Source organism: Microbacterium aurantiacum, from assembly GCF_031625015.1.
GTDB classification, from domain to species: Bacteria; Actinomycetota; Actinomycetes; order Actinomycetales; family Microbacteriaceae; genus Microbacterium; species Microbacterium aurantiacum.
Window position 1 is genome coordinate 654,316 of sequence record NZ_JAHWXH010000001.1, and the last position, 24,029, is coordinate 678,344.

Below are 24,029 nucleotides of genomic sequence, written 5' to 3' on the forward strand. Positions count from 1 at the left end.
CGTGCCCCCTTCCGCGCCGCGCGCGTGTGCCCAGCGTAGTGGGCGGGGGCTCAGCGCTCGGACGCCGTCGCGGATGCCGCCGGTTCGCGGGGCGGGAGACCGCGCTTGGCGCGTTCCTGCGCCTCGATGCGGGCGTAGCTCTTGCGCTCGTTGCGGTCGGCGCGGATGACGCTGCGCAACACGAAGAAGAACACCCCTGCGGCGACGATGGTCGGCAGAAGCGACCAGGTCACCGCGAGCCAGAAGTTCTCCACCTGTACAGGATACGCGCCCGCTCCTCCCCAGGTGCCCGGATCCGGTGGGATCGACCCCCAGGGGCACGGATGCTGTGGACAGACCGATCCTGTCCGGCGTCCGCCCGCATCCTCGATCCATGACAACCACCGTGACCGTCGGCGACCCCGCCGGGTTCCTCTCCCTCGTCCCCCACCTGATGGGTTTCGCGCCGTCGCGGAGCCTGGTCGTCGTGCCCTTCACCGGCGGTCGAAGTCTCGGAGTCATGCGCGTGGACCTGCCCGGCGGCGAACACGACGCGGTCGACCGCGTCTCGGCGACGGTCGTCGGCATGGTGTGCCGCGTCGCCGGCGCCGACGGCCTGGTGCCCATCGTCTACACCGAGGAGCGATTCGCGGATGCCGCGGGGATGCCGCATCGCGAGCTGCTCGATGCCGTCGCCCGCCGCGCCGACGCGTGCGGTCTCGCCCTGCCCGACGCGCTCGTGGTGGCCGCGGACGGCTGGGGATCCACGACGCTGGAGCCGCTGCCGCCCGAGGGTCTGCCGCTGGAACGGATCGACGTGGACGCCGCGGCCCCGCGCGACGCCCCCGCCCTCCGTACGGACGGGGTGAGCGGCGCGGAGCTTCCTGCGGTGTCATCGGCCGAGCGCGCGCGCATCGCGCAGGCCCTCACCGGCCTCCACCGCGCGCTCCGGATCCTGTGCGGCGGCCCGGCCGCCGGCGACGACAGTCCGGCGGAGACCGACGATCCGGACGATGTCGCCTGGGCACGCGTCGACCCGCAGTCGCTCATGGCCGCGTGCGCGCTCGACGACGTCCCGACCCTCTACGAGGACGCCCTCGACTGGGATCCCGCCGCACTGGGCGCCGTGCCCGCCGCGACGCTGCTGTGGTGCCTCGCGCGGCCCTCCCTGCGCGACGTCGCCCTCGTGCAGTGGTGCAGCGACATCGAGGGCGGCGACGAGGCTCTCGAGGCTCAGCGCCGGTGGGAATCGGGCGAGGAGTACCCGCCACACCTCGCGATGCACTTGTGGGGCGAGGGCGCGCAGCCCCAGCCCCGCCGACTCGTCCGTGCACTGGAGGTGGTGCGCCGGCTCGCGGCGTGCGCGCCACAAGACGCGCAAGCGGGAGCCCTCGCGGTGTGCGCCTGGCTCGCGTGGGCCCTGGGGCGCTCGACGCACGCCGAGGTGCACGCGCGCCACGCCCTCGACCTCGATCCCGAACACGGGCTCGCCGAGATCGTGCTCTCGTTCGTCGCGGCGGGGCATCTGCCCGAGTTTCTCTGGTCAAAGTGAGTGTTGCAATTGGTTCGAGGTGTGACTCCCAGTAGCTTCACGGGATGGGAACGAGCTCCGCGACAACGCCTCGATGGCGACTCTTCTTCCACGAGACAGCCAGCCTTCTTCTGGATGATGAGCTGCCAGTGCCACCCGAAGTCGCGGAGATCGTCGTCGCCGCCCGATCACGACCCCGAAGACGATCGACACCGTTCTTCATCGGCCCGGAGGGTGTCCCCGACGACATCATCAACGACTACTTCGGGCCGGGCGGCTCCGGCGGGAGGTTGGCGGAGACCTCGGCCCGCAGCTATGCGTATGACATCCTCGTGTTCCTCAACATCCTTCAGCAATGGAATGTCGATTGGCGCGACGCTTCGCCCGCCGCACTCGGCGATGTTCGAACCTGGCGCCTCTACGGGCAAGGTAACGAGCGACCAGTCGGCGATTCCACTTGGCAGCGCCAGGCGCAGGCGATCAGTTCGCTCTACTCGTGGGCCGCCACACGGGGCGTTCAGTCGCCAATCCCGCCGAGCTTCGACCGCTCACATCGGCGCGTCGCAGACCCCGGGAGCGCGTACCCGCGCAGCAAGTCGATCAAGTGGTTCACCGCTGCCGCGATTGCTCAATGGGTCAACCTCGGTCTGCGTGGTTATCTGCCTGACGGTTCGGTCGATTCGAGCTATAGGCACCGTTCGGGGCTCCGCGACGGTGCCTTCGTGCGAGCCGCGTACGGTACAGGGCTACGCACTCAGGAGCTCGGAGGCCTCGTCATTGGTGCGGAATGGCCGGCGGCCCCAACCGGACCCTACGCGACGCTTCAACTCCCCGACGGGCTCGCGAAAGGTGGCATCGGAAGACCCTTCTGGGCATCGGCCGAAGCGCTATCCGCAGTCCACTCTTACGTCAGCACCGATCGCCGTCTCGCCATCGAAACTGCCCACCGTCGCGGCGTCTACCAGAACCTCCCAGACGTGCTCACACTCGAGGAAAGGGACAGTCCGCGGTTCGCATACGACGCAGCGGGCCGACGTCTCAAACTCAACCTCCTAACCCCGTTCGATCGCCAGCGGCTCTTCATTCGCACAAAAGACGTACTCGAGCCTGCGCAGCTCTGGCTCACCGAACAGGGTCTCCCCTTGCCACACACGGCATGGAACCGAGTCTTCGATCGAGCGAACAGCCGCGTCGCAACCATGGGCGTTCCCATGAGCCGGATGACGCCTCACCGCCTGCGGCACAGCTTTGCACTGAAGTGGTTCATCATCGGGCGACTGCTATGGATAGGTAGAGCGTCCACACTTTCGCAGGCCGAAGCGGACACACTGCGCGACGAAATGGGATCGGAGTGGTTCCTGGTGCAAACGCTATTGGGGCATCGCAGCGTCGAGACCACCCGGAACACGTACCTCGAACCCTTCATCGGCCTCGACATCGAGTCGCTCCTCAGCCAGGTGCAGGACAAGGATGCCGAGCAGTTGCTCACACTCTTCCTCGACAAGCACCCGCGCGTTGAATCGAGGACGTCTTGGTAGCGGGTCGAGCGGCCTCGATCCCATCCAGCGTCCCAGAGCCGCGCGTCATCGATGCCACCACTTATCTGTTCATCGCTGCGAAATCCGGACGGCGCCACAAGATCGACTTCTCCGGCACGGGCATTGATGGCCCTCTCCTGAACTTCTTCCTTTCGCTCTTTGACGAGGTCGCTGGCCCCCTGGGCACCGCACGCTCGTGGCAGGCAGCACATCATCACGCTCTGGCGCTGAAGGCCTTGATGCGCAATCTTTCGCGTTCGAGCCCGATCCCGACGTCGCCGGAAGAGATCCCCCGAGTCGCCCTGACGGAGACTCGACTACAGATCCGGCCGCGCGCATACGACCTGCTTCGTTCCGCTCTTCGCCGACGAGCGAGCGAGTTCAGCCCGGAGGTATCGAAGCTGCTGCACGTCCGCGCGAGTAAGCGACCTGACGATGGAGAGATCGCTGGACTGTCAGCCACTGAATTTGCGCGGGTCATTGATGCTGCGCGCAACGACGTACGCGCGACTCGAGACCGCATACTTCCCAACCTGGTCGCCCTCGAACGGTGGCGGAGTGGGGACGATGTCGATGCCTCGGAGGCTCGGCGACTTGCGTCCCTCGACAGAATCGTGACCGAAGGCGACCTGCCCCGATATGACAACGGCATGGTGAATGTCCGCCCTCTGATGCGCGCGGGGTTTGCCAACGGGACCGCTGCGCTTTTCAGCATCTTCCTCACCGCCCATGACGCGGTGGCCTTCGGAATCCTGCTGGCAGCACTCACGGGGCATAGCATGTCGACTCTCGAGTCGATGACGGCCCCTCTTCATCACTCCGGGCACACGCCCGAGGCTGTCGATGACGCTGTTGTGTCCAACGCCCTGAAACCCCGCCGGGGGAAGACTCGGGCAGCCATGACGGTAACCGCGTTCAACAACCGCGGTGAGGAAGATAGCGGCTCGGATCACGGCCGCGATCTTCGCAACGCGCACAACGTGTTCGCACTCCTCGAGCGGCTCACCGCTCCGGCGAGAGTCGTTAGCGGCCAGAACCATCTCTTCTCCTGGGTCAGCCCGCAGCAGCCCACATCGGGGCCACGACGATTTGTCCGGTCGACCGTGTATCAGGGCACAAAGGTTCGGCCCCAAAGCTGGGCGCGTGGACACGGGCTCACCGCAGATGACGGGTCGCCGCTCGACCTCAGCTTTCGTCGAATCCGCCTTACATACGTCTCCGCGCGTGACGAACCGGTCGCACACAGTCGACGCACCCTTCGACAGACTTACCAGGCAAGGAATACGCGAGAACTCGAGGGATATCAGCGTCTTGTCGCCGGGGTCCTCGACGAGCAGGTAAAGCTCGCTCGCTCCACACATCGCGCGGCTTTTCTGAGCGAGGATGACTACGCACGTCTGGCATCAGATACCCCCTCGGCCGCTAGGGCCCTCGGAGTGCCAGTGCGTATCGCTGAGCGCCTTCTGAGCGGCAATCTCGATACGGCATTCTCTGCGTGCACCGACAACGAGCACGGTCCCCACAATGATGGACCGTGCCGTGCCTCCTTCCTTCTCTGCGCCGGGTGCCCGTGCGCGGTTGCGCTACCGACCCATTGGCCCCTCATCGCGGCCACTCAACTTCGACTCGTCGAGAAGCGAGACCAGATGACTGAACTCGATTGGGCGCGAAAATACGGGGAGTCCCACGCCCGCCTAACCCAACTCGTCGACCAGATGCCACACGGCGCGCGCGATCGCGCGTTGGCCCAGCTGACAGTCGACCAGTCAGCGCTCATCGACCGACTCGTCTCGGGGAGGGTAAACCTTTGATCTCACTCGTCGAGCTCCGCAGGGCACCAGTCACGTTGGACGCCCCGCTGCCTACCAACGCGGCGACACGGGTGTTGGCTCGTCGGCCAACGCGTGAGGATGTTCCCAACGAGTCTTGTTTTCACGACGACGTGTGGAACTTGTCAGCGGGAGTATTCGAGGCCCACGCGTCACCAGTCCGACTCGATTGGCTGTCATACCCGGAACAGATGAGGAGTTCTTTCAAGGAGTACTTCTGGGCGATCATCAACATCGAGACTGAGCGCCTTGAAACAAACCACACCGCGTGGTCTCTTGCCACGATCAGGTTCCAACACGGACACCTTCGCGGCTTCGCCCACCAGATGGCAGCGCTCGGTCGTACTCAGCTCAAGGAAGTCGAACCCGCCGACCTGGACTGGTGGGTCACTCAGGTCCAAGCTGACACGGGTAGCCTCAGGGAACGCCACAAGCTGATCAACGCAGTGCGATCGCTTTGGGAGTACCGCGAACTCGTGCCGGAGTTCGCCCGGCTGCACAGCTTGGTCCCGTGGAACGGGCAAAAGGCCGCAGACCTCCTCGGCCCCCTGCCGTCAAGCTCAGGTGAGAACAGAACTCCCCGAGTCGATGAAATGACCATGGCGGCGTTGCTCAGCTGGAGCATCGCCATCGTTGACCAGCTTGCCCAACCGATCACGGCCGCCTCCCGCGCCTTCCGAAGGATACGATCGACGCCCGCGGAAGCCGCTGGCTCTTCCGCTTCAGAATCAGTCAGAGCTGAGGGTCGGCCGAGTGCCACGCACTCGGCCGAGGCCATACTCAATCGACTGCGCGCGCACAACCTACCCGCGCCCGGGCTCCGCTCTGGCAACCAAGTTGCCGTCGATAGAAGTCGACTCGCCAAGCTTCTCGACATCGGGCCCATCGACGCGGGCACCGCGAGACTCATCGAGGAGAGCGGTCACCCGCTTGCAGCCACGACGGTGCTTCACGAGCCCGTCTTCCCGCCTGTCGCTGGCCTACCTCTCACAGTCACCTTCCCAATGAAGCGGATCCCCACGCTCGAGCGACTCCTGTGGGCAGCATGCCTCGTCGTCATCTCCTATCTCTCTGGGATGCGGCCCGGGGAGGCGCTGAACCTGGAACGAGGCTGCGTGCGCGAGTCCGGCCGCATGCAGTACCTGGTTGGGAAGACCTTCAAGAACGTCTTCGACGAATCCGGCGCCAAGAAGCCGGAAGGAAAGATCCGCGAAGTCCCGTGGGTCGTCTGCTCTCCCGTCGTGCGAGCCGTCCTCGCGATGGAAGCGTTGCACGACAACCAACTACTGTTCGCGAGCACACAGGAGTGGAAGAAAGGAGGAGCATCGCGCGCTGTATCGGCTGCAGGTCGAACCGCCGGCATCATGGACCTCGTCCAATGGGTCAACGAACAGTGCGCCGAACAAGGTCGCGCCGACAAAATCCCCGACGACCCAAAGTGCCCGTCGCTCTACTTAAGCCGGTTCCGCCGCACGCTCGCCTGGCACATCGCGCGGCGCCCGCAAGGCATCGTCGCCGCGTCGGTCCAGTACGGGCACGTCGGAACCCAGATGACGCAAGGCTACGCAGGCTCACTCGCATCAGGATTCCCAGACGAGCACTCTTTCGAAGCATTCCTCGAGCGCCTCGAAAACCTCGGCCAAGCGCACGCGCGTCTCCTGGTAGGCGAGCACGTGAGCGGTCCCGCCGCTCCGCGATACCGCGCCAGGGTAACCAGCACCGCACGATTTGAGGGAATCACAGTCCCCAGCAACGCGGCTGCGCGGCGCCTACTAAACAGTCGTGACCTACAAGTCATTCAGGGCGACGCCATGAGCTGCGTATTCGACTCGGCGAGAGCGTTGTGCAACAAGGAGACGGGCGGCAACACGGCGGACGGCCCCCACCTAGGAACCTGTCGCACGTCGTGCACGAACATCGCCCGCACCGATCGTGACATCGAGGAGCTTCAGCTTCGCGCTGAAGGCCTACGCACGATCGTTGCCGACCCCTTGTGTCCACCGATCCGCCACGCGCGAGAACAAGCTGAACTCGACCGCCTCACCAAGATCATCACCATCCACAAGGAAGGAGAGCACGATGAGCGACCACGCTGAAGAGCGTCAATCGATAGAGCGCGCCATCGCCGATCTCGTCTCACGTGACCCCTCGCGTGTACGTCCGACCGTCGTAGAGCTGTGCGCCATGACAGGTTTGCCGCGTTGGAAGCTCACTCACCGACATGTCGACCTGAAGGACGACTATCTCGACCGGGTGGTTCAAAAATGGGGTCCACGCGCCGAGCTCTCGCCGCAGTCGCAGGAGATCTCGCGCCTGCGCGACCAGAACGCCGAGCTTCGCACCGAGGTCGACGTCGCCAAGGCAACAATCAGGCTTTACGCGGAGGCTCTGGAAGAACTTCGACTACAGATCGTTGTAGCAAACGGTCACTCGTCGTCAACGCGCCCGGTAGTCCGAATCAGCGATGCGCGCACGTCAATGAGCGAGTCAGAGCTCACGCCCACGAATCGGTCGACGTGATTGGCGGTGTCACGCGGGAGTGTGCGCCAGTTGGCTGGAAAGCCCGAATGCCCCGTTGAGGGCTGGCAACATTTGGCTGCGGTTACCTGGCCCAGCAGGAGTGGACTGTGCCGGTCGTTGCCTGGGCGACAGTGGGAATGGTCTCGAGAAACGCTCGCGTCACCGTCTCCGACGCGGGGTATTCCACGACTCGCCAGCCCACGACGCCGAAGTCTTCATCGAGGGCTTTGATGGCGCAGGCGAAGGCTGTGTTCGTGGGTGGGGTGACTTGGAACGACACGGTCACAGTGCGTGCGTCGACCAGCTCGAAACCGGTCTCGTCGTATCCGACATCGTCAGCGGAGTTCGAGACGGTCAACCACGAGAGCGCCACGACTGCCGCGGCGGCCGCAACCGTGAGGATGATCCACCGCGCGCGGCGGCGGGCGGGGTGCGAAGCGCGGCCGTAGCGTTCGTCGAGCTGTTCCTTTGTTGTCATGCGGCGCCTCCTGCGCGGATCTCGATAGATCCTTCCGATGAGGCGATCATTTGCGGTCGCGGGTGTCGCGCATGGCGAGCTCGCGCAGGCGTGCGTTGTACGTGTCCAGTTCGGCTTCGCCGGTGCGGTCAGCGTGCCGGTCGCGGCGCTTCGTCTCGCGTGCGTCGCTACGGCTCCACTGGATCGCGACGGCGATCGCGAGGATGAGGGACGGGATCTCGCCGATCGACCAGGCGATGCCGCCGCCGATGTACTGGTCTTCCAGCGGTGTGGCTCCCCAGGTGCGGCCCATCGCTCCGAACCACTCGGCGACCATCAGCCCCGATTGCATCATGATGGCGATGCCGAAGAAGGCGTGCATCGCCATGATTCCGATCAGCAGCAGTAGCCGACCGGCGTATGGCAGCCGCCACGGCACCGGGTCTATGCCGATCAATGATTGGACGAACAGGTAGCCGGTGATGAGGAAGTGGGCGATCATCCATTGGTGGCCGAGGTGGTCGTACAGCGACCACCGGAAGAGATCGGTGTAATAGAAGATCCACAGCGACCCGATGAACAGGCCGGCCGCGACAAATGGGTTCGTCAACACGCGCGCGGCTGGGGAGTGCACGGCCCACAGGATCCACTCACGGCCGCCGCGGGTGCCGTCGTCACGCTTGCGGATCGCTCGGGCTGCGAGCGTCACCGGAGCTCCAGCCACCAGCAGCACCGGGATCGCCATCGTGAGCAGCATGTGCCCGACCATGTGCATGCTGAACAGGTAGTCCTGGTAGACGTTGATTACACCACCGGTGACCCACACCAGCAGTGCCATCCCCGCGATCCAGAGGATCGTGCGGTAGACCGGCCACGCGTCGCCACGGCGCCGCAACCGCCACACCCCGGCGAGGTAGAAGAAGACCGCGAAGCCAGCGACCACCGCCCACAACAGGTCAACGTTCCATGCGGTGACCCACCGTTCGATCGTGAGCTCCGGGGGCAACGGTGCACCGGTGAGGCGTTCTGCCGGTGTCGGGATCTCGGGAAGTGGGGCTGGGTTCGGAGGCGGGGTGCGTGCCAGCGCTGCCGCGGCGCCGCTGGCCGCACCCATCAGCGCTAGCTCGAAGGCGATCAGTGTCCAGAAGGCGCGGGATGCTGCGCCAGATTCGCGCATCCTGCCGACTAGGCGAGCGCGGTACCACACACCGAGGAGGCCGAGCCCAATGAGCGCGATGACTTTGACGCCCAAGATCGCGCCATAGGGAGAGAGTAGGGCAGACCACTCCTGCAGTCCTATAGCCGCACGAACGGTGCCGGACACGGCGACGAGCACGAACGCGGCAAGGGCGATGCTCGAGTATCGGGCGACGACATCGGGGATGCGGCGCTGATCAAGGACGGGACGGACGGCGATGAGCAGGAGCAGCCCGCCGAGCCACACCGCGGCGCCGATGATGTGCAGAATGAGCGCCATCATCGCCTCGTGGTGGAAGGCGTCATCGCCAGAGTGTCCCTGTGTGCCCATCGGCACAAGCGAGGCGACCGCGAGCAGCGCAACGACGAACGTGCTGACCCAGGACCGGACGGCGAAGGTGAGCACGGTCAGTGCTGCGCCTGCAACCGTCGTGATCAGCCAGGTGCGGCCCACCTCGAGCTCAACGAGGAACCGACCGAGCTGCGCACCGAACTGCGGTCCTGCGTCGAGCGCGGGGTTGAACACGCTGAGAAACGTGAGGAACCCGGTCGCGCCCGCCGCGACGGTGAACACGGCGGCGGAAATCGAGGCGGTATCGAGGGCGACGTCGAACTCGCGCTCACCGGGGCGGAGCGTGAAAAGCGCGGTCACGAGAACGCCGACCATACCCGCGGCAGCGAGGTTCACGATCAGCTTTGCGACGGGAAGTCCCCAGCGTGCGATCGGGCCGGCGTCGTCTAACGACAGTTCCGCGGCACCGCCGCCGAACCCCAACGCCCAGACTATGACGACCAGTGCGACTGTGCCGAGGATCGCCGGTCCGACTGCCCGTAATGTGCGGGCCTTCATCCCGGTGATGGTCGGCACGTTCTGCGCCTGAGAACAGGGTTGAGACTTGTATGTGCGGCGCCGGGAGTCGGAGGCCTCGGGGGCATGTCGGTGCCTTCAGTGTGGGAGCGCATGTCAGCTGAGCCCGGAGTAGGCGTGCAGTCCTTTGAAGAACATGTTGACGATCGTGAAGTTGAACAGCACCGCGACGAACCCGATGATGGACAGCCAGGCGGAGCGGCTGCCCCGCCAGCCCCTGGTCGCGCGGGCGTGGATGTAGCCGGCGTAGAGCACCCAGATCACGAACGTCCACACTTCCTTGGTGTCAAAGCCCCAGTAGCGGCCCCAGGAGTCGTTCGCCCAGATCGAGCCTGCGATGAGAGTGAATGTCCAGAACACGAATCCCACGATCGCGAACCGGTAGGCGAGTGATTCGAGCGCGTCGGCAGGGGGCAGCGTGCGCAGGAACCCGGGGCCGACGGTTTCCGAGGATGCCTGAGCGCGGCGTTCACGGCGTGCTTGCATGAGCTGGGTGATGGAGAGGCCGCATGCGATTGCGAACAGGGCGGTGGCGAGCGAGGCGACGAAGACGTGGATGATCAGCCACACGCTCTTGAGTGGGTCCATCAGCGGGACGACGTCGACGTAGAACGTGATCGTCGCCCCGCCAAGGAGCAGCACCACCATACCGATGAGGAAGGCGCCCAGGAACCGGAGGTCGAAGCGGCGGAGCACCACCAGGTACACCGCGACGATCAGGACAGTGCCCGTCAGCGCGAATTCATACATGTTCGCCCACGGCACCCGTTCGGCGGCGATTCCGCGCAGGATGGTGCCAGCGAGGTGGAACAGGAACGCGAGGACCGTCAGCGACGTCCCGATCCGCGCCCATATCAGCCGCTGCCGCTGCGAGGGAGGCGTGTGCATGCTGTCGAGCGGCTCAGCCGGAGTGGTCCCCGTCTGTGAGCTCGCGGCTGCGGCGGCGCCGACCAGGAGCGGCTCCCGCTGAGGGATGCTGGCGGGGACGGAGCGTTGGGCGAGGTCGATGGTGTAGGCGATGAACGCAAGTACGTAGGTGGCGATCGCCGTCCATACCAGCAGCAACGAGATGCCGTCGAGGGAGAGCGCGTCGGGTCCGGTCATGGCAGGGTCGTCCTCTTCTTCGTTGCGGTCACGGGCTGGGGAGGAGCGTGGAGGGTGGAAGATACGTGGGCATGGGTCAGCCTGCGTTCGCTTCCAGCCAGGCCAGCGAATCGACAGCGGTTCCGTCGAGGTAGACCTCGAAGTGCAGATGGTTCGCGGTGGAGCGCCCGGTGCTGCCGACGAGACCGACCAGCTGGCCGGCGGAGACCGACTGGCCGGTGGTGACCTGTCGGCTTCCGGTCTGCATGTGCGGGTACACCGTGCTGATCTGCTGCCCGTTCAGAACGGATTCCAGCACGACGGTGACGCCGTAGGCGTTGTAGCTGTCTTGCGAGATCCGCACGACGCCGTCGACGGAGGCGTAGACGGGGGTACCGCCGGCGGCGACCATGTCGGTGCCCATGTGCGCGCCGCCTCGAGCGCCGAACCTGTCGGTCACGGTGAAGGGACCGCCCACCGGCCAGCGCACGGTCCCGCTGCCGGGGCTCACCATGGTGTAGTCGAACGGCACCGAGGCGACGCGGGCTGAGTCGCGGGCACGGGCTGCGGCTGCTTCTGCCGCCTTCTTCTGGTCGATCTCTGCCTGTGTGGTTGCGGCGTAGCTTTCTCGGGAGAGCTGTCCTGCGGCTGAGTCGGAGGCCACGACGAGGGATTGCGCGTCGTCCGAGGCAACTTGCTGCAGTGTCGAGATCTCTGCGTCCGCAGGCTGCCAGGCAGCGTATGCGGGTAGCGCGACGGTTGCGACCAGGCCGGTGACCATCGTGAGGACCGCCAGGGACCGCATCGGGCGGAGCACATTGGACCCGCGGGGAGCGGACCTACTTGCGGTCGTGCGCCGTAGGAGCGGTGGCGTCAGGATGCTGGTGTGTGGCAGGGGTGCAGCGTGGCGCAGGCTGCGCCTGGTGGGGGCACTCTGAGGGTGATCGCCGCCTGGTGATGTGGGCTGGTCAGTCATGATGTCCTCCTTCGTTTCGGGTTAGATGGAGACGCCGCGGTCGGCGAGGAAGTTGATGGGGTTGACGGGTGACCCGTTGACGTAGGCCTCGAAGTGCAGGTTGCAGCCGAACGCGTTTCCGGTGTTGCCTTCGCTGCCGATCAGGTCGCCGGCGTTCACGCGCTGGCCGTATCCCACGTTGAACCCGCCGTTGCGGATGTGGGCGTATCCGGTGCCGATCCCGCCGCCGTGGTCGATTTTGATGTAGTTGCCGTAGCCGCCGTTGTATCCGGCGTAGACGACGGTGCCGGCCGCGGCGGCGTAGATCCCGGCGCTGCAGCCACCGCTCAGGTCGACGCCGTAGTGGTAGCTGGTCGAGCAGTATCCGTTTCCGCATTGCGAGCTGCGTGGCCCGAAATCCGAAGTGCGGCGCCCGGATGTGGGCCGTGCCCACCCGGAACTGACCACTCCCCCTCCGTTGCCTGCGGCGGCGAGACGTTCAGCCTCTGCTCGTTCCGCCGCTCGGCGTTGCTCCTCGGCGATGCGGGCAGCTTCGACGCCGGCCTGATAATCGGCGATAGTCTTCGCCGTGGTGTCTTGGAGAGCGGCGAGTTGGGCTTGCAGTTGACCAAGGTTGAGTGTCTGGGCGTCGAGGGCTGCTTGGGCGGCATCGGCGGCCTGCTGCGATTCGGACATCTTCTGCTCCGCGACCGCCTGCAGCCGGTCGCGCTCATCTCTGGCCACGACCGCCTGATCGGTCAAACTCTGCGCAGCGTCGCGCGCGGTGATCGCGGTGGCATACACCCTCTGGTTGCGTTCCAGCAGTTTGTCCATCACGCCCAGCCGCGTGAGCAGGTCGTCCGCGGTGGCGGCGGAGCCCGAGAAGAACAGCTCGAGAGAGGTCTGGTCGCCGCCGTCTCGATACAGCTGTGCGGCAACGCGGCCGGCTTTGTTCGCCGCGTCGGTCGCGTTGGCTGCTTCCGCGTCGGCCTGGGACTGCAGCGTGTCCGCTCGCACGGCCGCCTCGAAGTACTCCTGCTGGGCGGTGTAGAACGCACCCGCGGCCTGCTCAGCGGCGGTGCGGGTGCGCGCCACCTCGCCGGTGAGGCTTTGGATGAAACCCTGGATCCGCTGCACCTCGGCAGCCTTGGTCGCTTCGTTCGCTTTGGCTGCCTGCACGTCGTCCCAGGACGGATAGGTGGCCGCGAACGCTGAGGGCAGCAACGGGCCAGCCACGATCGGGGCGACCAGGCCAGCGGTCCCCGCGCCCAGCAGGGTGCGTCGGCTGACACCTGCCCGCAGCTCTCGGCTCTCGGCGGGAGTAGGTGCGCACCCGCATTCCTCTGCCCTCCGCGGATCTTCCCGCGCGGCCTTGGTGGGGACCACTTGTGGCGTTGCGCGCCCGTGGTCGTGTTCGTATCCGGCATGTCCCGTCCGCGCCGCGTTCATCGAAGACTCCTTCGGCCGGTCGGATGATTCGTGTCGCCCGACCGCGTGCGGGCACGGTGGGAGAAGCCGGCCGCCGCGAGAGCAACACCGGAGGCGAGGACGATGAAACCGGTGAGCCAGGGGCCGAGCACGATTGACGGGGTGAGCCCCGTGCGCAGCGGGACAGTGCTGACCGCGGCGCCAGAGGTGTCGACGCCGATGCTGTCGAGGGTGGTGCCGTCTGGGGCGATCACCTGACTGGTGCCCACCGTCGAGACGTTAACGACGGCGCGACCCGTTTCGATGGCGCGCATGCGGGCGAACGCGAGTTGCTGCAGGTTCTCGTCGGTGCCGCGGAAGTCGGCGTTGTTGGTCTGAAACACGAACATTTGCGCACCCTGCTGGGCGCCGTCCCAGATGACGGTGTCGTAGATCACGTCGAAGCAGATCGCCAACCCGACACCGACGTCTCCGACCTGCACGAGCGGGGGGTTGGTGCCGGGGGTGTATTCGCGTTGGATCAGACCGACCAGGTCAGGGACGATCAGTTCGTAGAACCACCGGTCGGGCACGTATTCTCCGAACGGGACCGGGTTGACCTTGTCATGCCACTGCCGGTCCGCGGGATCTGCGGTCCACAGCAGCGAGGTGTTGAAGACATCGCCGCCGCGGGTTGTGGCGGCGTTCATCAGCAGCGGTGCTCGCGCTGCCTTCACGACACGGTCCAGTGCGGCCGCGGCGGCGGGGTCGCTGAGCGGGTCGGCGTCGACGCCGCCTTCCGGCCAGGCCAGCAGATCCATCGGCTGCCCGTACAAGGGGCTTGTCGCTGATGTCTGAGCGGCGAGGACGTCGCCAGGCGCTTTTACGTCGAAGTACCCGGTCGGGCCGTTGCCCTGCACCCATCCGACTCGGAATGCCCCGGCCGCGGTGGTGGGGAACTGCGGCATCACAGCCAGGAGAACCGCGACGACGCCGACGGGGAGCAGGCCGCGGGCGAATCGGAACCCGCCCGCACGCAGCCACTGCACCACGGCGGCGCATACCATCACGATCAGGAACGACAACCCGGTCACGCCCGTCCACGACGCGACCTCGACGAACGGCCCGCCGACCTGCGTCATCCCGACCCGCGCCCACGGGAACCCGGAGTACGGCCACGCTCCCATCACCACCTCGCGTACCGCCCACAGCCCCCCGACCAGCAGCGGCACCGCGAGCAGCTGCACGGCGCCGCGTGGCCGGTGACGTGCGGTCCACCGGTAGGCGAGGGCGATCGGCACCGCGCCTACGCCGAACAAGATCGCTTCCAGCCCGGCGAGGGCAAGCCACGGCACCGGGCCGAGGAACTCCCCCACCCATACCAAGTGGGCGGTGTAGAACACGGTCCCGAAGACGGTGCCGACCAGCAGTGCACCGCCGATGCTGCGGCCGATCAGGCTCAGCAGGGCGACCGTGACGCTCACGAAAGCCAGTGGCCACCACCCGACCGGCGCGGACGCCACATCCAGGAAGACCCCGGCAGCGGCGGCCGCCGCTACCGCCGCCCAGAGCGGCATCGACCATGACGGCGCACGCTGTGGCGTCCCGCGCTCCGGCGCAGCAGCCGGGGCAGGAGGGGGCAGGGTCGTGGGCATCGGTCAGGTGTCTTTCTGGTGCAGTCGGGTCAGGTAGTCGTTGTATGCATCGAGTTCGGGGTCACCGTGAGCGTCGGCGCGGCGGTCGGCGGCGACGGCCTGGGCGGTGTCCTCGCGGAACCAGCGGTGCATCACGTAGATGAGCATCAGCAGGGTGGGAGCTTCGCCGTAGGACCAGGCCAGGCCACCGGCGAGGCGTTGGTCTTCGATCGGGTCCATTCCCAGCGCGCTCGTCGGCCCGGCGAACCCTTGCACGAGGGTGCTGGTGGCCATCATCAGGAACACGCCGAAGAACGCGTGCAGGGCGGCTTCGGCGAACACATCCAGAGCGCGTCCACCGTGGCTCATCCGCACCGGGAGCGGGTCTGAGGACAGAATCGGGATCGTGAACAGCATCCCGGCAACCAGGAACCCGACCTCGAGGAGAGTGTGGCCCGTGACGGTGGCAAGGATCGGGTCGGCGAAGTTCGCCAGGTAGAGACCGTAGAACGCGGCCAGGTACAACGGGACCGCCAGCCACGGGCTGAGCAGCCACCGGGCGGTCCGGCTGCGCAGCCCCGCATGTGCCGCGCGGAGGATCAGGAGGCCGGCGCCGTGGTGGGGCGTGGCGCGCAGCAACAGCGTGCCGGGAGAGCCGAGAACCAGCAGCGGAGGGATTGCCATCATCAGGGTGAGCTGCTGGAACATAAACACCGAGAACAGCGCGTACCCGTACCCCTCGACTCCGAGCCCGGTAACCGCGGCGAGGACGATGCAGCCGAGCAGGAAGCTGACCGTGCGCCACACCGGCCACTGACGCCCCAGCGACCACAGCCGCACCGCGCCGGCCAGGTAGGCGACGGCGAGCAGGCCTGCCACTACTGGCAGCAGTGGCAGCGGCAACGGCCCAGGGCTGAGGAAGCCGAGCAGTGTCGGCGGTGCCCCGGGGATCCAGTCGTTCACGGTCTCATCTCGGTTGAGTGATCAGAAGTCGAAGAGGTCGCCGAGGAAACCCTCTCGACGGCGCTTCTCTCCTCGGTCGTGACGGGAATCGCCTCGGTTCGGTTGAGAGTCGCTGCGGCCGTCGGGGGAGTCGCGTGATGGTGGTGCGGGGTATTCGGGCGCGCGGGAGTCGGAGGTGCGGTCGATGATCTTGTCCAGTTCGCCGCGGTCCAGCCAGACGCCACGGCATTGCGGGCAGTAGTCAATCTCGACACCGGAACGCTCGGTCACCACGAGCAGGGCATCGTCAATGGGACATTTCATCGGTTTTCTCCTTCGGGAGGGATGTGGCTTGTGGTGCCGGTCAGCGCGGCGGCATGAGTGTCCGCGATGTCGCGGACGGCTTTGTGGAGGGTCGGGTCTTCACCGCGCGCGAGGCCGGCGTATTCGACACGGACGCCCGCAGGGGTGGTGTGGGCTTTGATCCACACGCGGCGGCGGGGTACGAACATCCCGGCGATCAGTCCCAGGGTGGCGAGGGTGGCGAAGGCGAGCACCCAGGTGCCGGAGGGGTCGTTTTGGATCTGCAGCGACGCGAACCGTTTCACCGGTTCACCGACCACCGCGGTGTCGTCCTCCCAGGTGATCGTCCCCCACCCGTTGGGAAGGTCAGCGGTCGCGCCGGGGGTGAGCTCGAGCGACGCGGCGCCGGTGTCGGCGCCGGTGTGCTGGGTGAGCCCGTCGACATCGAGGGTGTAGACGGACCGGGGGGTGCCGTCATCGATCCCGAGGTCACCGCTGAACACATTGAGAGTGAGCACCGGGTTGATCGCATCCGGGTACACCGACGTGTACGCACCGGACGGCAGCACACCCTGGGTGGGGTAGAAGAATCCGACCAGACCGAGCTGCTCAGGCATCCCGTCCGGGACCTTGATGACCCCCAAGGAGGTCATGAACGAGTCCTGCGGCAAGAACGGCTGCGATTCGCTGAATACGACTTCCCCCGCCGGGTTCCGGATGGTGAGGGTGGGCGCGTACCCGTTTCCGAGCAGGTAGATCCGGTCACCTTCGACGGTGATCGGATAGTTGACGATGACGCTCTCGCTGCGGTCGTCCTGCCCGGGTTGGCGGATGGTCACGTTGGCGGAGAAGTCCCCTGCTTGCCCCGCGCCGGGGGCTCCGGGGAGCTGATACGTGACTTCGAACTCGTCGAGGGTCATCGAGTACGGGGCGAGGCCGGTTCCGTCGATGAACCGGCCCGGGTCAAAAGAGGAGTAGTCGCTCAGGGCGTTGACAAACGTGGTGCCCTCCACCACGACCCGCTGTCCGGTGTATGCGAACCCGCCGCCGATGCCAGCAGAGACCAACACCCCAATCAAGGCAACATGGAAGACCAGGTTCCCGGTCTCCCGCAGATACCCGCGCTCCGCCGAGACCGAAGCCCACCCGCGGCCGTCGTACCTGTGCACCCGGTACCCGGCGCGGCGCAGTTGCCGCTCCGCGAGCTCAATCGCCTCTTCCGCCCCGTTCTTGGTCGGACCCCCTGCCGATACGGTGACCTCCCGGTAGTCGGAGAGTCTGGAGAGGCGGGCGGGGGTGCGGGGCGGCTGGGATCTGAGGGCTTTGTAGTGGTGCTTTGCGCGGGGTATCACACAGCCGATGAGGGAGGTGAACAGCAGCAGGTAGATCGCGGAGAACCAGGGCGACTGGTACACGTCGAACAGGCCGATCGCGTCGGCGAGAGGGAACACCTCCGGATTGTCGCGTTCCCATTTGATGACGCCGTTGGGGTCGGCGGTGCGCTGTGGGAACAGAGACCCCGGTACGGCGGCGATCGCGAGAAACAGCAGCAGCACCAGGGCGGTACGCATACTAGTCAGCTGCCGCCACGCCCACCTCGCCCAGCCCACGATGCCGAGCGCGGGCGAGGTCACGTCCGCGGCATTGTCACCGTCGTCGCTGTCGGCGTGGTCGCGAGGTCGGAGCGGGTCGACAGCCTCGTTCGTCGTATCGGTCTCAGAGTGGGAGGGGGACATTGATCACCACCTGTTGCAGTGCCGACATCAGCGCCGTCCACGCTCCGGTGACCATCAGCAGCCCGAGGAGGATGAGCATCACTCCGCCGATGATGTTCAGCGCGCGGATGTGGCGGCGCAGGAATGTCACGGACCGGGATGCCCATCCCCACCCGGCCGCAAGGATCAGGAACGGGATCCCCAAGCCGAGGGAGTAGGCCAGGCCGAGCAGTCCGGCGCGAGCCGGGTCGCCCAGGTTCCATGACATCGAGATGATCGCGGCGAGGGTGGGACCGATACAGGGCGTCCAGCCGACGCCGAGCGCGAAGCCGAGCAATGGGGCGCCGATCAACCCGGCGCGGCCTCGGGCGCGGGGGCGAAGGGTGCGTTGGGCGAACCCGAACAGACCGAGGAACACCAGCCCGAGGAGGAGGATGATGACCCCGAAGACCCGGGTGAGGATGTTCGCGTACTGCAGCAGCAAGTATCCGAACGCGCCCCCAAGGATGGTGACGGCCACGAACACCACGGTGAAACCGGCGATGAACAGGGCCACCCCCAGCAGGAGTCGTGCACGCTCTGTCCGCACCGTCGTTCCTGACCCTGTTGAGGTGGTTAGGGTGTCGGTGGTGGTGCTGCCGAGGTAGCCGAGGTAGCCGGGCACGAGCGGCAACACGCACGGGGACAGGAACGACACCAGCCCGGCGAGCACCGCGACCGGGACAGCCACCCAGAGGGCACCGTCGACGATCGCCACCCCCGGGTTCACGGGGCATCCTCCGCGAGAGCATCGGCGACGAGTGTGGAGAGGATGGACGCGGAGGCCAGCTGTCCGATGATCCGCGCGGCGACTCTCCCGTCACGGTCGATGACGAGGGTGGTGGGGGTGGCTTGGATGGGGGTGAGCTGCGCGAATGCGAGTTTGACCTGCCCGTCGTTCACATCGATCACGCTCGGGTAGGTGATGTTGTTATCGCGGGCGAAAGAGAGCGCGGTGGCCGGCTGATCGTAGGTGTTCACGCCGAGGAACGCGACACCCTGGTCCTGGTACTCCTGCCACACCTCTTCCAGGAGCGGCGCTTCGACGATGCACGGCCCACACGCGGCGTACCAGAAGTTCACCACCAACACCTCACCCCGATAGTCGTCACTGGTCACCGGGTCACCGGTCTCGGTAACACCCTCGAACACGACCGGATCCCCCCGTTCCGGCTCCGGAATCTCCACGACCTGGAAATCGCCGGAGATGTAACCCTTCTCATTGCCGTCCCGGTACTGCTGCGCGAGGGAGTCATCCGCCGCACATCCGGTCAGTAACGTCGCCGCGAGGAGCAGGGCGACAGCAGTCCGGGTCCGGCCTCTGTGCGTGGTCATGGGCGGCGCACTTTGATCAGCGCACCGGCGACGAGGAATACCACGGCTGCGACCGGTTGTGCCGCCGTCCACACGGGCCCGGTGAACGGGAACGGGAAGACCGGGTTCCAGATCACCACCATCACCGCGAACACGGGCACCCACCACCACTGCCGCGCCTGCACCGCGAACCACGCGACAATCACGCCCAGGATGGAGGTGAGAAACAGCACCGCCAGGAACCAGTCGTTGCCCATCAGCACCGGTGCGAGGAATAGGGCTGCCGCGGCGAGCAGGCTCGGTGCGAACGCGTTGCGCTGGTAGGTCGAAGGGTTTCGCTGTTTCGTCGTCATCGTCCTGCCTCCAGGGTGGGAGCCGTGACCGGGGGTTCATCCGTGGCTGTTGTGGGGGTGCGGCGGTGACGGATCCAGAGACTTCCGGCCAGGACGATCACGCCGGCACCGAGAGCAACGTCGGCGAGGTTGCCGATAAACCAGTTGCCGTACGCGAGGAAGTCGGTGACATGGCCGCGGCCGAACGCGGGTGGCGCGAAGAGCCGGTCGATGAGGTTGCCGATCGCGCCGCCCAGGATCAGCCCGATCCCGACCGCCCAGCCGGTGGTGCGGGCGCGAGCTGCGGCGACGATGAGAACGACGGTCGCGGCCACCCCCAGCAGGGTCAGCAGCCATGTCGCCCCGGACCCTAAGGAGAGGAGGGCTCCAGGGTTGAAAGCGAGTTGCAGACCGAGCAGTTCACCCAGCAGTGGGATCCGCTCGTCCTCTCTTAGCGTGGACAAGGCGGCCGCCTTGCTGGCCTGATCGATCAGCACCACGCCTGCTGCGGCGATGCATGCGAGAGCGAACCTGCGTGCTTGGTTACGACTCATTTGTAGAGTCCTTCTCTGCGGGAGCATCCCGGGCGGCTCGCGCGGCGGCGGCACGGTCGAGTTGTCGACGTTCCCTGCCGACCATCAACACGATGACGAGGGTCGCCCCGAGGACGACCACTCCCCCGAGCACAGCGAGGATCGCGAAGGTATCGCCGCCTCCGGAGGTCTCGCCCCCGTATCCGTTGTCAGCGGGCGCTTCGGTCGCGGTCGGTGCGGGGGTCTGCGGAGCCGTGCTCGGTGTGGCGGCGGGTCTACTCGCGACGGCGTCGGTGGGTGCGACGGTGTAGGTGTATTCGCCGCTGATCGGATGGCCATCACTGGAGACGACTTTCCACCGGACGGTGAACAGCCCGGCCGGCGGGTTCGGGGCGAGCTGCTGAGTGATGGAGGTGCCATCCTCTGCCGGTGCATCGGTGGCGATGTTCTTCCCATCTGGGGCGATCACGTCGACGGCGGCGGATTGCATTCCCGCGATGAGTTCACCACTGAAGGACAGGGTGATTTCTGTCGGTGATCCGGTGATTGTGGATTCCGCTGCCGGAGAGGAGGAGACCAGTTCGTCGTGCGCTTGGGCGGGGGTCGCAACAGCCAACGTCAGTCCGGCTCCGAGGAGAAGGGTGGCCAGGCTGGTGATGAGTGAGCGGCGGTGGTTACGCATGGGTGGTGTGTTCTCCGGGGTGGGATTGCGGTTCGATCTGGAACGTGGCGTGCTCGATGCTCACCGGAAAGTGTTCGGAGACACACTCCTGGAGCTCTTGCAGCAGCCGAGCGGACTGTTCCGGGGTGAGGGTGTCGTCGACGACGACGTGCGCGGTCAGAGTGGGCAGGTCCGTGGAGACTTGGGAGGCGTGCAGGTCGTGCACAGCGACCACCTGCGGGAGCTCGAGGATGTGTCGGCGTACCTCCGCGAGATCAAGGCCGGGAGGGGTGGATTCGAGGAGGACGCTGCCGGACGCGCGGAGCAGGATGAAGGTGCGCGGGATGATCAGGAGAGCGATCAGGATGCCGGCGACCGCGTCTGCCTGGTACCAGCCGAGGGTGGCGATCAGGATGGCGCTGACGATGACACCGACGGAGCCGAGTGCATCATTGAGGACCTCGAGGAATGCGGCGCGCATGTTCAGGTTGCGTGTGCGACCGCTCATCAGCACAAGCAGGGATGCGATGTTCGCGACCAGGCCGACGATCCCGAAGAACAATAGGCTGCCCGACGCGATCTCGGGCGGCTCGAACAGTCGCCGTACGCCCTCAACCAGCGCGAAGATCCCCACACCGAGGAGCAGTGCGGCCTGGGCGAGGGCGGCGAGCACTTCCGCACGCCGCAGCCCGAACGTGTACCGGTCAGACGGGGGCCGGTTCATCAGATGCGCGGCGGTGACCGCCATCGCGAGGCCGATCACGTCGGTCAGCATGTGCGCGGCGTCCACGAGCAGGGCGAGGCTGCCGGTGATGATCGCGCCGATGACTTCGATCACGAACACGGACGCGGTGATCGAGAACGCGATCAGCAATCTGTTCCGGGGGGTGGCCTCGCCCGTGTCGTGGCTGTGTCCAGCGCCCATGTTGGTCCCTCTCTTACGGCCGGTTGATGATGTGGTGTGCGATCGCTGTCGCGTCCGCGGAGACCCCGGCGATGGTGTCGACACCGCGGCGGCTGTATTGCGGGAATCCCGCGACGAACAGGCCCGGTACGGGGGTCGTTGTGCGCCGCGGCCCACGGATGCGTGCCTCATCGGGGAGCCAGTCGTCTCCGGGGAGGTAGCCGGTCGCGAAGATCACCGAGCCCGGTGATGCCGTCGTCCCGTCCGCGAAGGTCACTGCACCGCCCCGCGCGTCGGTCACCGCGGGGACGACTCGCACCCCGGCCTGTTGCAGTCGTTCGTAACTGTCACCGAACACCGGCTCGGGCCGTAGATCCCCGCCGAACAACGGCCGACGCCCGCCGGCGGCCAACGGGTAGCTCGCCAACGGCCGGTGCGCGCGGCGGGTACGCACCGCCACGGTCACCGTGTGGGAAGCGGCAAGTTCCCGTGCGATCTGCAAACCGCTGTTGCCGCCGCCGACGATCAGCACATCCCGGGTGGGAATCTGGCGGGGGTATTGGTAGCTGGTGGTATGGATCGCGACGCCGGGGACGCTCAATGCGGTGGCCCATTCGGGAAGTCGGGGGTGGGCAGCAGCGCCCGTGGCGCAGACGATATTGCGGGTCTGCACCTCACCCACGGTGGTGGACAGGTGCAGGGTAGTTCCGTCGCCACGTCGCTCGACCCCGGTAACGCGGACACCCCAGGCCGTTTCGACACCGATCCCGGCCTCGACAACCTTGAGGTAGTCGACCATCTCATCCACCCTGGGGTGCAGCCGTTGATCCCCAGGATGCCGCCGAGTCGGGAGAGCACTGTGTCGGGCGTCACTGAGCAGCACCATCGAATGCCACCTTGACGACCAGCTGCGCTGACCCGGAGCTGCCGCATCGATCACGACGAAATCCTGTTGCGGCCGCAGCCCTTCCGCGCTCAGCGCCGCAGCGACAGCAAGGCCCGCCTGGCCGGCACCAACAATGATCGCCCGACGGCGCGCAAGACTGGCAGGCATCACGGGGCCGTGCTCAGCGCTTGAGTGATGGCGTCCTCGAGGTCGTTCCACTGCTGCAGCTCCAGCGGTTCCCCTTCCACGAAGAACGTCGGGGTGCTGGAAACACCCAGCGCCTGACCCTCGTTGAGGTCCATCTCCACCCGGGCCAGCGTTTCCGGGTCCGCGATCGCCGCATCGTAGGCCGCCATGTCCAGCCCGAGCTCTTCCGCGAATCCGCGGAACAAATCAGCGCGGGATTCTTGCGACTCGCCCCACTCGGCCTGCGTCTCGAACAGCCGGTGATACATGTCCTCGAACCGGTCCTGCCCGGCAGCGGCCTCCGCAGCAAGGGCGGCGTTGGTGGAGTTGGTGTGACCGGGGAGCGGGAAGTAGCGGACGACATAGGTGATCTGCCCCGCAAACTTCTCCCGAATGTCTTCGACGATCGGGTAGAACGCCCCGCACGCCTCACACTCGAAGTCGAGGAACTCCACCACCGTGACCGCACCCTCACCCCCGTCGTCCAGAACATGCGAGTTCGGTCGCACCACCGATGCAGGCTCCCCCTCCCCTCCCGGGGAAGGCGTCGAGCGTTGATTGACAAGGACATAGATGACCGCCGCCAGGATCAAGGCGACGACGACAGCGACAGTGATCAACGTCACTTTCACAGGGGTTTTCATGGAGGCACTCCGAACAGTCACGACACGTGGGCATAAGAGAAATCTCCCCGGCAGGCGCGCCGGAGAAGGTCGCCACCACAGACGGGTGGCGTGCCAGGTGTCAGGTTCGGGAAATGCTCAACTGTGTCAGCGAAAACGCCGCGGCGCGGGGCGGTGCCGGCGCGGGCAACAGCGCTCTCAGCAACGGCAGCAGTCCTCGTTCAGGCTGCGGACGCCGGGTGCGATGCACCCACCGGGTCACCACGACCAGCAGCAGCCCACACAACACCCCAAGCACACACACCGCGACGCCCAGCAGTGCGGGACTCGTCGTTCCCTGATCGATCACCGGAGTACCAGCTGCAAGGGGCGCGATGTGCGCGTCCACATGCTCGGTGACGGACGACGCGGTCGGTGCGGCTGCCTCCGGTTCGGTGTGGGTCGCCATCCACGCGCCGACGATCAGTAGCAGCGCGAGAGCCACGCTCGTAATGATCCTCGTTATCAGCAGACGCTCGCTCAGAATCACAGCATCCTGTGTTCGAGCGGCCGAAATCATCCTTCGCAGTCTACCTTCTACGGATCAGTGGGTT

The 24,029-nt window shown here is 66.3% G+C and carries 24 protein-coding genes; 5 read left to right on the forward strand and 19 right to left on the reverse strand.

The genetic code is table 11. From position 1 onward, the window contains the following. Window positions 1-50 precede the first annotated feature (50 nt). Window positions 51-254: a hypothetical protein gene (locus tag KZC50_RS03050; protein WP_310890579.1), complete on the reverse strand. Its 204-nt coding sequence runs from the start codon at window positions 252-254 to the stop codon at window positions 51-53. A 119-nt stretch (window positions 255-373) separates the two neighbouring features. On the opposite strand from KZC50_RS03050, the gene KZC50_RS03055 reads away from it, so the two are divergent. From KZC50_RS03055 to KZC50_RS03075, 5 genes are read left to right on the forward strand one after another with little or no spacing between them, the layout of a single operon-like run. After that, window positions 374-1,531 (forward strand): DUF4192 family protein, encoded by a 1,158-nt coding sequence (locus KZC50_RS03055; RefSeq protein ID WP_310890580.1) that lies wholly within the window; start codon window positions 374-376, stop codon window positions 1,529-1,531. Between the two features lie 44 nt (window positions 1,532-1,575). Beyond that, complete coding sequence (locus tag KZC50_RS03060; RefSeq protein ID WP_242088071.1) at window positions 1,576-3,048, forward strand: site-specific integrase; 1,473 nt, start codon at window positions 1,576-1,578, stop codon at window positions 3,046-3,048. Next, complete coding sequence (locus tag KZC50_RS03065) at window positions 3,042-4,859, forward strand: hypothetical protein (RefSeq protein ID WP_310890581.1); 1,818 nt, start codon at window positions 3,042-3,044, stop codon at window positions 4,857-4,859. Before KZC50_RS03060 ends, KZC50_RS03065 begins: the two co-directional genes overlap by 7 nt. Further along, window positions 4,856-6,973 (forward strand): hypothetical protein, encoded by a 2,118-nt coding sequence (locus tag KZC50_RS03070; RefSeq protein ID WP_310890582.1) that lies wholly within the window; start codon window positions 4,856-4,858, stop codon window positions 6,971-6,973. Before KZC50_RS03065 ends, KZC50_RS03070 begins: the two co-directional genes overlap by 4 nt. Continuing rightward, the gene (locus KZC50_RS03075; protein ID WP_310890583.1) at window positions 6,957-7,397 is read left to right on the forward strand and encodes a hypothetical protein; all 441 of its coding nucleotides are present in this window, start codon (window positions 6,957-6,959) and stop codon (window positions 7,395-7,397) included. The genes KZC50_RS03070 and KZC50_RS03075 overlap by 17 nt, the downstream gene beginning before the upstream one ends. A gap of 82 nt (window positions 7,398-7,479) precedes the next feature. Here KZC50_RS03075 and KZC50_RS03080 read toward each other — a convergent pair whose 3' ends face one another. The 18 genes from KZC50_RS03080 to KZC50_RS03165 all read right to left on the reverse strand — a co-directional run bounded on the left by KZC50_RS03080 (window position 7,480) and on the right by KZC50_RS03165 (window position 23,995). Further along, the gene (locus KZC50_RS03080; RefSeq protein WP_310890584.1) at window positions 7,480-7,875 is read right to left on the reverse strand and encodes a DUF4307 domain-containing protein; all 396 of its coding nucleotides are present in this window, start codon (window positions 7,873-7,875) and stop codon (window positions 7,480-7,482) included. A gap of 46 nt (window positions 7,876-7,921) precedes the next feature. After that, window positions 7,922-9,901 carry a bifunctional copper resistance protein CopD/cytochrome c oxidase assembly protein gene (locus tag KZC50_RS03085; protein WP_310891521.1) on the reverse strand — a complete coding sequence of 660 codons (1,980 nt, stop codon included), beginning with the start codon at window positions 9,899-9,901 and terminating at the stop codon, window positions 7,922-7,924. A 114-nt stretch (window positions 9,902-10,015) separates the two neighbouring features. After that, window positions 10,016-11,023 (reverse strand): c-type cytochrome biogenesis protein CcsB, encoded by a 1,008-nt coding sequence (ccsB, locus tag KZC50_RS03090; RefSeq protein WP_053549028.1) that lies wholly within the window; start codon window positions 11,021-11,023, stop codon window positions 10,016-10,018. Between the two features lie 76 nt (window positions 11,024-11,099). After that, window positions 11,100-11,807: a M23 family metallopeptidase gene (locus KZC50_RS03095; protein ID WP_053549030.1), complete on the reverse strand. Its 708-nt coding sequence runs from the start codon at window positions 11,805-11,807 to the stop codon at window positions 11,100-11,102. 192 nt (window positions 11,808-11,999) lie between these two features. After that, a complete protein-coding gene (locus KZC50_RS03100; RefSeq protein WP_301135775.1) occupies window positions 12,000-13,406 on the reverse strand; it encodes a M23 family metallopeptidase in 1,407 nt (468 codons plus the stop codon). Next, window positions 13,403-15,019 carry an apolipoprotein N-acyltransferase gene (gene lnt, locus KZC50_RS03105; protein WP_310890585.1) on the reverse strand — a complete coding sequence of 539 codons (1,617 nt, stop codon included), beginning with the start codon at window positions 15,017-15,019 and terminating at the stop codon, window positions 13,403-13,405. Before lnt ends, KZC50_RS03100 begins: the two co-directional genes overlap by 4 nt. A gap of 3 nt (window positions 15,020-15,022) precedes the next feature. Further along, window positions 15,023-15,961 (reverse strand): cytochrome c oxidase assembly protein, encoded by a 939-nt coding sequence (locus tag KZC50_RS03110; RefSeq protein WP_231718064.1) that lies wholly within the window; start codon window positions 15,959-15,961, stop codon window positions 15,023-15,025. A 21-nt stretch (window positions 15,962-15,982) separates the two neighbouring features. Beyond that, window positions 15,983-16,264 carry a TFIIB-type zinc ribbon-containing protein gene (locus KZC50_RS03115; protein WP_310890586.1) on the reverse strand — a complete coding sequence of 94 codons (282 nt, stop codon included), beginning with the start codon at window positions 16,262-16,264 and terminating at the stop codon, window positions 15,983-15,985. Continuing rightward, window positions 16,261-17,979, reverse strand: coding sequence for a cytochrome c biogenesis protein ResB (gene resB, locus KZC50_RS03120; RefSeq protein ID WP_053549024.1), 1,719 nt, complete (start codon window positions 17,977-17,979; stop codon window positions 16,261-16,263). Before resB ends, KZC50_RS03115 begins: the two co-directional genes overlap by 4 nt. Further along, a complete protein-coding gene (locus tag KZC50_RS03125) occupies window positions 17,960-18,727 on the reverse strand; it encodes a cytochrome c biogenesis CcdA family protein (RefSeq protein ID WP_301135779.1) in 768 nt (255 codons plus the stop codon). Before KZC50_RS03125 ends, resB begins: the two co-directional genes overlap by 20 nt. Continuing rightward, entirely contained in the window at window positions 18,724-19,332 is a 609-nt protein-coding gene (locus KZC50_RS03130) for a TlpA family protein disulfide reductase (protein WP_053549022.1), read from the reverse strand. The genes KZC50_RS03125 and KZC50_RS03130 overlap by 4 nt, the downstream gene beginning before the upstream one ends. Continuing rightward, a complete protein-coding gene (locus KZC50_RS03135) occupies window positions 19,329-19,664 on the reverse strand; it encodes a DUF6804 family protein (protein ID WP_053549021.1) in 336 nt (111 codons plus the stop codon). Before KZC50_RS03135 ends, KZC50_RS03130 begins: the two co-directional genes overlap by 4 nt. Beyond that, window positions 19,661-20,197, reverse strand: a complete 537-nt coding sequence (locus tag KZC50_RS03140) for a signal peptidase II (RefSeq protein ID WP_053549020.1) — start codon at window positions 20,195-20,197, stop codon at window positions 19,661-19,663. The genes KZC50_RS03135 and KZC50_RS03140 overlap by 4 nt, the downstream gene beginning before the upstream one ends. After that, on the reverse strand, window positions 20,187-20,858 hold the full coding sequence (locus KZC50_RS03145; protein ID WP_082334822.1) for a copper resistance CopC family protein: 672 nt from the start codon (window positions 20,856-20,858) through the stop codon (window positions 20,187-20,189). Before KZC50_RS03145 ends, KZC50_RS03140 begins: the two co-directional genes overlap by 11 nt. Beyond that, window positions 20,851-21,762, reverse strand: coding sequence for a cation diffusion facilitator family transporter (locus KZC50_RS03150; protein WP_310890587.1), 912 nt, complete (start codon window positions 21,760-21,762; stop codon window positions 20,851-20,853). The genes KZC50_RS03145 and KZC50_RS03150 overlap by 8 nt, the downstream gene beginning before the upstream one ends. A 13-nt stretch (window positions 21,763-21,775) precedes the next feature. After that, entirely contained in the window at window positions 21,776-22,795 is a 1,020-nt protein-coding gene (locus KZC50_RS03155) for a flavin-containing monooxygenase (RefSeq protein ID WP_310890588.1), read from the reverse strand. Then, window positions 22,795-23,457: a DsbA family protein gene (locus tag KZC50_RS03160; RefSeq protein ID WP_310890589.1), complete on the reverse strand. Its 663-nt coding sequence runs from the start codon at window positions 23,455-23,457 to the stop codon at window positions 22,795-22,797. The genes KZC50_RS03155 and KZC50_RS03160 overlap by 1 nt, the downstream gene beginning before the upstream one ends. Window positions 23,458-23,557: 100 nt before the next feature. Then, window positions 23,558-23,995, reverse strand: a complete 438-nt coding sequence (locus tag KZC50_RS03165) for a hypothetical protein (RefSeq protein WP_310890590.1) — start codon at window positions 23,993-23,995, stop codon at window positions 23,558-23,560. Between the last annotated feature and the right edge of the window lie 34 nt (window positions 23,996-24,029).